The sequence below is a fragment of the Bradyrhizobium sp. JR4.3 genome (assembly GCF_040547695.1).
In the GTDB taxonomy this organism is placed as follows: Bacteria; Pseudomonadota; Alphaproteobacteria; order Rhizobiales; family Xanthobacteraceae; genus Bradyrhizobium; species Bradyrhizobium canariense.
Genome location: NZ_JBEPQF010000037.1, coordinates 63,573 through 70,985, shown reverse-complemented (window position 1 = coordinate 70,985; position 7,413 = coordinate 63,573). Strand labels below are relative to the sequence as shown.

Annotated in this window: 5 protein-coding genes; 1 reads left to right on the top strand and 4 read right to left on the bottom strand. The window is 61.9% G+C overall.

The genetic code is table 11. The features are described from left to right. Window positions 1-352 precede the first annotated feature (352 nt). On the top strand, window positions 353-2,047 hold the full coding sequence (locus tag ABIB91_RS35375) for a sensor histidine kinase (RefSeq protein WP_354171341.1): 1,695 nt from the start codon (window positions 353-355) through the stop codon (window positions 2,045-2,047). A 113-nt stretch (window positions 2,048-2,160) separates the two neighbouring features. On the opposite strand, the gene ABIB91_RS35370 is transcribed toward ABIB91_RS35375, so the two are convergent. The 4 genes from ABIB91_RS35370 to ABIB91_RS35355 all read right to left on the bottom strand — a co-directional run bounded on the left by ABIB91_RS35370 (window position 2,161) and on the right by ABIB91_RS35355 (window position 7,302). Next, window positions 2,161-3,078 carry a DUF2950 domain-containing protein gene (locus tag ABIB91_RS35370; RefSeq protein ID WP_354171343.1) on the bottom strand — a complete coding sequence of 306 codons (918 nt, stop codon included), beginning with the start codon at window positions 3,076-3,078 and terminating at the stop codon, window positions 2,161-2,163. Next, window positions 3,075-4,712 (bottom strand): DUF3300 domain-containing protein, encoded by a 1,638-nt coding sequence (locus ABIB91_RS35365; protein WP_354171416.1) that lies wholly within the window; start codon window positions 4,710-4,712, stop codon window positions 3,075-3,077. Before ABIB91_RS35365 ends, ABIB91_RS35370 begins: the two co-directional genes overlap by 4 nt. A gap of 104 nt (window positions 4,713-4,816) precedes the next feature. Then, a complete protein-coding gene (locus ABIB91_RS35360; protein WP_354171345.1) occupies window positions 4,817-5,809 on the bottom strand; it encodes an ABC transporter substrate-binding protein in 993 nt (330 codons plus the stop codon). A 149-nt stretch (window positions 5,810-5,958) separates the two neighbouring features. Then, on the bottom strand, window positions 5,959-7,302 hold the full coding sequence (locus ABIB91_RS35355; protein ID WP_354171347.1) for a TAXI family TRAP transporter solute-binding subunit: 1,344 nt from the start codon (window positions 7,300-7,302) through the stop codon (window positions 5,959-5,961). Window positions 7,303-7,413: the final 111 nt, after the last annotated feature.

The window sequence follows — 7,413 nt, the reverse complement described above, 5'->3', positions numbered from 1 at the left end:
CGAACGTGACGACCACAAGATCGCCCCTCAAGGATGAGCCGGGATGAGCGACACATACGTCAAAACCGAATTTCGGTAAAGTGGAATATTTTTGCAAAGAGGGGTTGACGGCGCTGGCGGGTGTTTCGCTCGACGAGTCCCGCGGCTTTAGTTTAATGCGCAGCCTCATACTGGAGGGCCCCATGGCATGGAATCCGAGTCACTCTTGGCGACGTACGCGGAGCGTGTCCATCGGGAGCACACCATCCGCACCATTGGCGGGAGCCCCCAGTCTATATCCACCTCTCAATCAGGCGCTTCACTGAGGGCGTTTAGACGAGTAGGATGTGTCTCGCGGTGCTCCGGAGGCGGCATGAGCCAGCGCAAGTTCATGGGACTTGGCGGCGGTGCGACAGCATCAGGGCCGGGCATTGCGCTAGCTAGCGAGCGATTGGCCAACGCAGCCGCCGAGCCCGCTTACGATGATGAGCAAGAATTCCCATTGGTCATCGCGAACATCCCCGCAACCCCCCGCCAAAAGGCCTGGGCCGTGGGTGTCGCCGTCTCGCTCATCGTCCTTGCAGCGGTCATCGCGCCGTTCGCCCGGATCCAATTGGGCCAGATCAATGGTTTCGTTCCAGTCTTGCAGACCGCGTTGGCCCTGGCCGAATTCATCACGGCAGCCCTGCTGTTTGCTCAATTTTCGATCCAGCCTCAGCGGGCACTTCTTGCACTCGCAAGCGGATACGTTTTCAGCGGATCGTTCGCATTCTTGCAAACGCTCGCCTTTCCGAACGGATACGCTCCCGCGGGTCTCATTGGGGACGGACTGAACAGCCCCGCTTGGCTTTACGTGTTTTGGCACACGGCTTTTCCCGCAGCGATCCTAGTGTACGGATTCACAAAGGATCGTTCCACCGCCGGCAGACCAGGCAGACCTGCGATAGCCGCGATCGTGTTAGCATTCGGCTGCATCGCCGCCACGGTGGCGGGACTGACGTGGATGGTGACCGGGAAAGCCGAGTTTCTCCCGAGCTTCTACGTGAATGACGTCAGGCATCAGACGCCTCTCGGTAATCAGGTCAACCTGATACTTTTGCTTTGGAATGTGACTGCTCTCACCGTCCTGTTTGCGCGCATGCGCACCATTCTTGACCTTTGGTTGATGGTGACTTTGCTCGCCTACCTGCCCAATTTCCTGGTGGCGATCATCGGCAGCTCGGTTCGATTCACCGTGGGTTGGTACGCAGCACGCGGTTTCGTTCTGGTCGGCAGCTGCATGTTGCTGACCATATTGCTCATCGAAACGATGTTTATCTATTCGCGCCTCGCCAGCGTCATCGCCCTGCAGCGACGCGAACGAGCGAACCGGCTTCTCAGCATCGACGCGGTCACTGGTGCGATCGCCCATGAGCTGAGATCGCCGTTAGGGGCCATCTCGCTCAATGCTGCGACAGGGCTCAGTCACCTCCGAGCGACCTCGCCTGAACTGGAGGAACTCGAGAACATCCTCTGTGACATCGAAGCCGATGGCAGCCGGGCCGCAGACATCATATCGAGCATTCGCGAGATGACGATCAAAACGGCGCACGGCGGCGCTTCGGCAAACGTCGAGGATGTCGCCGAGTTGGCGCGCAGGCTGCTGAGGCACGATCTCCTGGCCAACGGCGTATCAGTAACGACGGAGTTTCAGGGCAACATTCCTCCAGTCGTCCTGGACGGCACTGAGCTCCAGCAGATTCTCCTGAACCTCTGCAAGAACGCGATTGACGCAATGAGCTCTGTCCCCGCCGATCAACGAGAGCTGCGTATGAAAACCCGTCTTGATGGAGGCACAACGGTCCATTTGTCCATTGAAGACTCGGGCGCCGGCATTTCGCCACGTGATCAAGAGCGCATCTTCGATCCGTTCTTCACGACGAAACAAGGCGGTATGGGATTGGGGCTGGCTATCTCCTGCAATTTGGCCGCAAGGTGTGGAGGAAAGCTGAGGCTGATCAAATCGGACGTCAAGGGCTCCATTTTCGAGCTGGAAATTCCAGTTTCCGCTCCCGCTTCGGCGCCATGACGGTACGGGACCGTCACGACCGTTCCGCATTTCGCTCACTTCATAGAGATCATGATCGTGCTGAGGTTGGCGATCGATACGAGGGTGCCAGACGCAGTATCTCCGTCAGTCGCTCAGGGTTTTGCACCATCGACCTTCTTCCAGGTCTGGTCCGGGTCGAATGCGGTGATACGGGAGGCGAGGACTTTGGTTCGAGGCCCGAGATCCTTCTGGTAGACAACGCCCCCATGGTTGACCAGGAAGGTCATGACGCCGGAATTGCCGTACTCGGCAGGCCAGGCGATGAGCGCGAAACCTCCGATCATCTTGCCCTTGGCCACATAGTTGAGCGCGCCACCTGGCACGTTCGACCCCTGCCCCTTCAGGATCCGGAAATAATAGCCGTGATAAGGCGCCGCACCCTCCTCGGGCTTGTAGCCTTCGGCCGAAGCCTGCGCCGCCAATGCACCGAGCGGGCTCTGGTCGTTGTCGTCGCGCCAGAACAGTCCATCCTTCTTGCCGGCACTGCTGACGATGCGCTGCGCGTACACGCCAATACCCTCACCGCGATCCTTGTCGGCGTATTCGTTCTCGGCATCGACAAAGGCGAGACTGGTCTGGATCGCGTCGAGTTCATTGCGGCCGATGCGGCGATACAGCACCTCAATGCGGCCTTCGGCGGTATCGAATTCCCAGCCGGTCCTGGTGTTGACGAGCGGGATCGGGAATGGGAAGTCGTCCGGGCCCAGCACCAGCGTCGCCTTCTTGTTGCCCTCCGCCTTGATCGAATGCTTGGCCTCATACATCGAGGTGAAGCGTTGCCGGATATCGGCATCGGCGACTTCGTCGCCGGACGAGACGATGTCCTCGGCAGCGCTGCCGAGGACTTTCAGGATGGCCCGGTCGGGCCCGCTTTTGACGGCGGCAGCGAGCGCCGCCGCTGCATCCTCCGGTGTCGGGTAAGATTGCTGCGCCCGGGATGGCGAACTCATGAGCGCCAGCGCCATGATGCCCGGCAGCGCGACGCGATGAAGCGACTTAAAGCTCATCATGGCATCACCTCCGCAGGAATCGTTGCGCCGCCGGCGAGCCAATCCCGATACGTACGGAATTTTAGACCGAGCTTCTCGTAATAGACCCGGAGATAACCATCGGCTCCGCGGGTAACGGCTTCTGGCTTCACCTCTTCGACTTCCTGCGCAATGACCCCGACATAGGCCTTGTCGCTGCCAATATAGCTGAAGCGGTAGTAACCAAGCCCGTTGGCGAGATAGCCGAGCAAAACGACATCGTGCTTGAGCACGATGTCGGAGCGGCGCCCGCCGCCGCCACCGCCCCGGCCGCCGCCACCACCGCCCTGGAATCCGCCACCGCCGCCACCACGACCGGCGAAGCTCGCGCCGCCACCGCCGCCACGCGGTCCCATGCTCGCCATGCTGGCGTGACCGCGGGCCGATGCTGCGGCCGCCGAGCGGCCAGACGATACGTTCAGCGCACTCCCGCCGCGTGGGCTGCCGCCAGCTCGGTTCGCGGCCTTGGCACCGCCGCCCCCCTTGGTCCCGGCGTTCTTGGCGCCCGCGTTTTTGGCACCACCCGCCTTGCCCGCGCGATCGCCGCCAACTTTGGCGCGATCGCCTCCCGCCTTGGCGCGATCCCCGGCGCCTTGACGGTCGCCACCTCGGTCGCCAGCGCGATCTCCCGCACGGTCACCGGCGCGATCTGCGCCACCAGGCCGATCCTGTCCCGGCTTCTGCTGTCCGTCGCGGCCGCGGAAATCCATCCGGTCGGCGGCGCCGGCCTTCAGATTGCTATTGCCGAAGCGCTGCTGAACGTTGGCGTTGTTGTAGCGTACCCCTTGGCGATGCGAGGGATTGTGCTGCCAGCCATTTCCGATGTTCGTGGTCCGGTGATTGATATAGACGTTGCGGTTGCCCCAGTTGCAGCCGCCGCCCCAATAATTGCCCCAGCGACCGATGGCCCAAGCCGTGCCGAAGGCGAGACCCGCCGCGACGACGCCTGCGCCGATGTAGGATGGGTAGCCGAAGTAATATGGTGGATACTCGTTGTAGGGCCACGCGCCGTAGACCGTCGCAGGCTCGTAGTACGGCACGTACATCGTATCGGGAACCGCCGGCTCGATCACGACCACCTGCCTGCTTTCCTCGGTCTTGACGCTCACCTTCTGCTGCTTGGTGGTCACCAGCTTTTTGTTGTCATAAGCCTTGGTCCGCAGCCGCTGGACCGCATCCATCACATCCGGCTGCTGTGCCAGCACGGCGTCGCCCAGCGCCTTGGTCCAGTCGAGCTTGTCGCTCATCATGGTCAGGACCTCGGCGGTCGAAGCTAGTGCCTTGATGCTGTCATCCCACGGCTGCTTCTCGACTTCCGTCTTCAGGGCATCACCCTTCAGAGCCTTGCGCTCTTTCAGCCAGCGATCGGCCTGAACGACTTCCAGAGGATAGGTGGACGCGGCCAGCACGTTAGCAAGCAGTTCGTCCGGATAGAGCGCAATCGGTGCGACCAGGGCTTCGAGCTGCTCCGGTTTCAGAAGCTCTGCGGCTTGCCCGGGGGGATTTGCCTGCTGTGGGCTGGAGGCCGGCGCCTTATCTGCGGTCTGCGCCGCCGCCGCCAGCGGAATCGCGATCACGAGCGCAAGCGCCATCAAGGTCCTGCCGCAGCAAAACATCAGATCCTCCATACACATGTCCGACGATCATCAAACCCGAGAGCTGGCGTTTGTTGATCGAGATCAACGAAACGCTGCCTCATCCCCCGCCACGCCCGAGCAAGCTAGTCGATCAGCTCAGCCTCCATGAGCAATCGCTCCGGGATTGCCAGTCCGAGGGCGTGAACGGCTCTCATGTTGATGACGAGATCGAACCTCGTGGCGAATTGCACCGGAAGACTGCGGACATCGGCGCCGCGAAGGATGCGAGCCACATAGCCAGCGCCATCGCGAAACTGCTGCGTCAGGTCGGCGCCATAAGACATCAGCCCGCCATTCACAGCATAGAAGCGGACGGCGAAGATCGCCGGCACGCGCCGCTGGGCCAGCAACGGGATCGCCATGGCGCTCTGAGCACTGAAGAAACCGCCATCCGGCAGCACGACGAGCCCGCTGCCATTCCGCGCCGCCGTCTCGATGACCCCCGCGATCTCGGCGCCGCTGCGGACGGCGACGCCGGTAACCGTCATGCGCAGGCGATTTTCCACCTGGTGTGCGGCCTGAAGATAAAGCGGCGCGTATGGTGCGGTCTCGGGATTGTACAGAAGCATCGCACTGCTCATGCTGGGTACCAAGTCCTTTAACAAGCTCAGCCATTTCCCGCTCATAGCATGCTCGTAAAGCGAGAAGCCGGTAAGATTGCTGGTCGGCCTTGCCAGATCGACGACGAGGCCTGTCCCGACCGGATCCGAGAGCCCGACAAAGATGATCGGAATGATCTGCGTTGCAGCCCGCAGCGCCCGTGTCGTCGCCGTGCTGGTCGCAAACAGCACGTCGGGTCCGGTGGCAACAAGTTCGCGAGCTTCACGTTGCTGCCATGTCGGATTGGAGCCCGGCCAGCGCACATCGAGTCGGTAGTTCTGATTGGCGATCCAGCCGAGGTCGGCGAGACCCTGCTGAAAGGCATTGACGCGCATCTGTGCGCCGCCATCGCCCACCAAATTGCCAGTCAGCACGCCGACCGACGGCATCGGCCGCGGTGCCCCATCCTGAGCGCGCGCGAAAACCGGACAAGCAACTGCAGTCCCGATCAAGGCCATGAACTCACGGCGCTTCATTGCCCGTCCGCTATCCCCCTGATGTCCCGCACCCTTCGCATGACGCGATTGCTGAAGGAAACGGGGTTGGCGGCCGGAGGGTTTGATCAAGATCAAGGTCGCTGAGCTTGGGGTCGGCCGTGATTGGACTTGGTCTGGAGTGACCACCGTCAGGTGCGGTCAACTGGCTGACCGAGCGCTTGCTCATGTCCGTGCGCGGACAGCAGGATCCGACGGTCGTGAATCAGGCTCTGAAGACGATGCGCAGCGACATTCAATGTCGTGACATCGAGCGCATTCTCGTCTCCTGCAGCGGCCTTGGCGCGCTGGCCCTGGAGCACCCGGTCGATCTCGACCTCGATATCGGACAGTTCGGCCTCCGCCTCCGTCCTGCGTATCCGCGCGCCCAGCGCATACAGCGAGTCCAGGCCCCGTTCATCCTTAGAGGGATCACGCACCTGAAGGAATTTCCAGGCCGCGGCCAGCACCGAGATGAGGCCGCCCAAAATCATGGGCGCGAGAAAGATGATGTTTCCCCATTCGTCCAGAAAGCTCTGCTGCGTTCCGTTGTAGAATGCTGCGGCGCCAGGATGAACCGGAAGGAAGGCGTCCGAATCCGTGCTCGGCGCGGTCATTTGAGAGAGTATCGGCAATTCCCCCAGCAAATCCCTGCGTGCCTTCATCAGGGCGTCGGCGAGGCTGCCGGCCACCTCAGCGCTGAGCTGCTTTCGCGCGACCACGTAGAAAGAGACCCGCAACGTGGTCAGATCCTCGCTCGGGATAGGTGGCGAACCGCGCAGCGTGCCCTTCGGGACATCGAAGCTTTCATAGGCGCGCTGCTTCTCCGCGATGGCACCGGCCGCATCGATCGGAAGCAGAACCGGCGCGGTCTTGGGCGTCTGCAGAAAGAGGCCGCGTAACAGAGCAAGATATTTTTCGGCAAGAGGAACGACGACCAGGATCGCCCGCACCTCCTTGGCATCGAGTGCACGCCGCGCATCGGCCGGCTGGAGATTGCGGAACGTCACATTGGCACGTCCCAGACCGTATTCGTCGCTCAGAACGTCGATGAGCTTGCGATTCATCTCGCCGCCGATCACGCCGACGCTGGTGCGCTTCAGACCAGCGATTTCGGTAATGGAGGAGCCCGGCGGCGCAACCAGCAGGACAACGGCGTGGGCGAGAACCACGATAGCCTGCGCCTGCGATAGGTCGCCGACGTCGCCCCGGACGACAGCAAGCTCGACCTTTTCCGCCGCAAACTGCTCGGCAGCATCAACCGCGTTGGTCGTTTCCACCAGTCTGAGCCGGACCGGGGCGTTCACCACGGCAAGCCGGCTCGCCAGTGCCGAGACCAGACGCGCGGCCTCACCGTCCAGCGATCCGACGGCGATGGTCAGCGTCGTGGGGCGAGAATACCACCGGTAGCCGAACAGACCAGCTCCAAGCACGAGCACGACAGCGCTGGCGACAATGAAGGAACGAAGCCAGATCGGCATTTTTGCGGGGACCATGTGGCGCTCACAGTGAATATGCGCTGACTGGTCGGACTGGCTCATGACGCCAGACCGGCTCAACTGAGGCGCATCGCTGAACCGAAATGCGATTCAAGCCAAAGCGATGCC

Coding starts and splice junctions, on each gene's coding strand:
- ABIB91_RS35375 (WP_354171341.1), top strand. CDS start 353: ATGAGCCAGCGCAAGTTCATGGGACTTGGCGGCGGTGCGACAGCATCA.
- ABIB91_RS35370 (WP_354171343.1), bottom strand. CDS start 3,078: ATGATGAGCTTTAAGTCGCTTCATCGCGTCGCGCTGCCGGGCATCATG.
- ABIB91_RS35365 (WP_354171416.1), bottom strand. CDS start 4,712: ATGTTTTGCTGCGGCAGGACCTTGATGGCGCTTGCGCTCGTGATCGCG.
- ABIB91_RS35360 (WP_354171345.1), bottom strand. CDS start 5,809: ATGAAGCGCCGTGAGTTCATGGCCTTGATCGGGACTGCAGTTGCTTGT.
- ABIB91_RS35355 (WP_354171347.1), bottom strand. CDS start 7,302: ATGGTCCCCGCAAAAATGCCGATCTGGCTTCGTTCCTTCATTGTCGCC.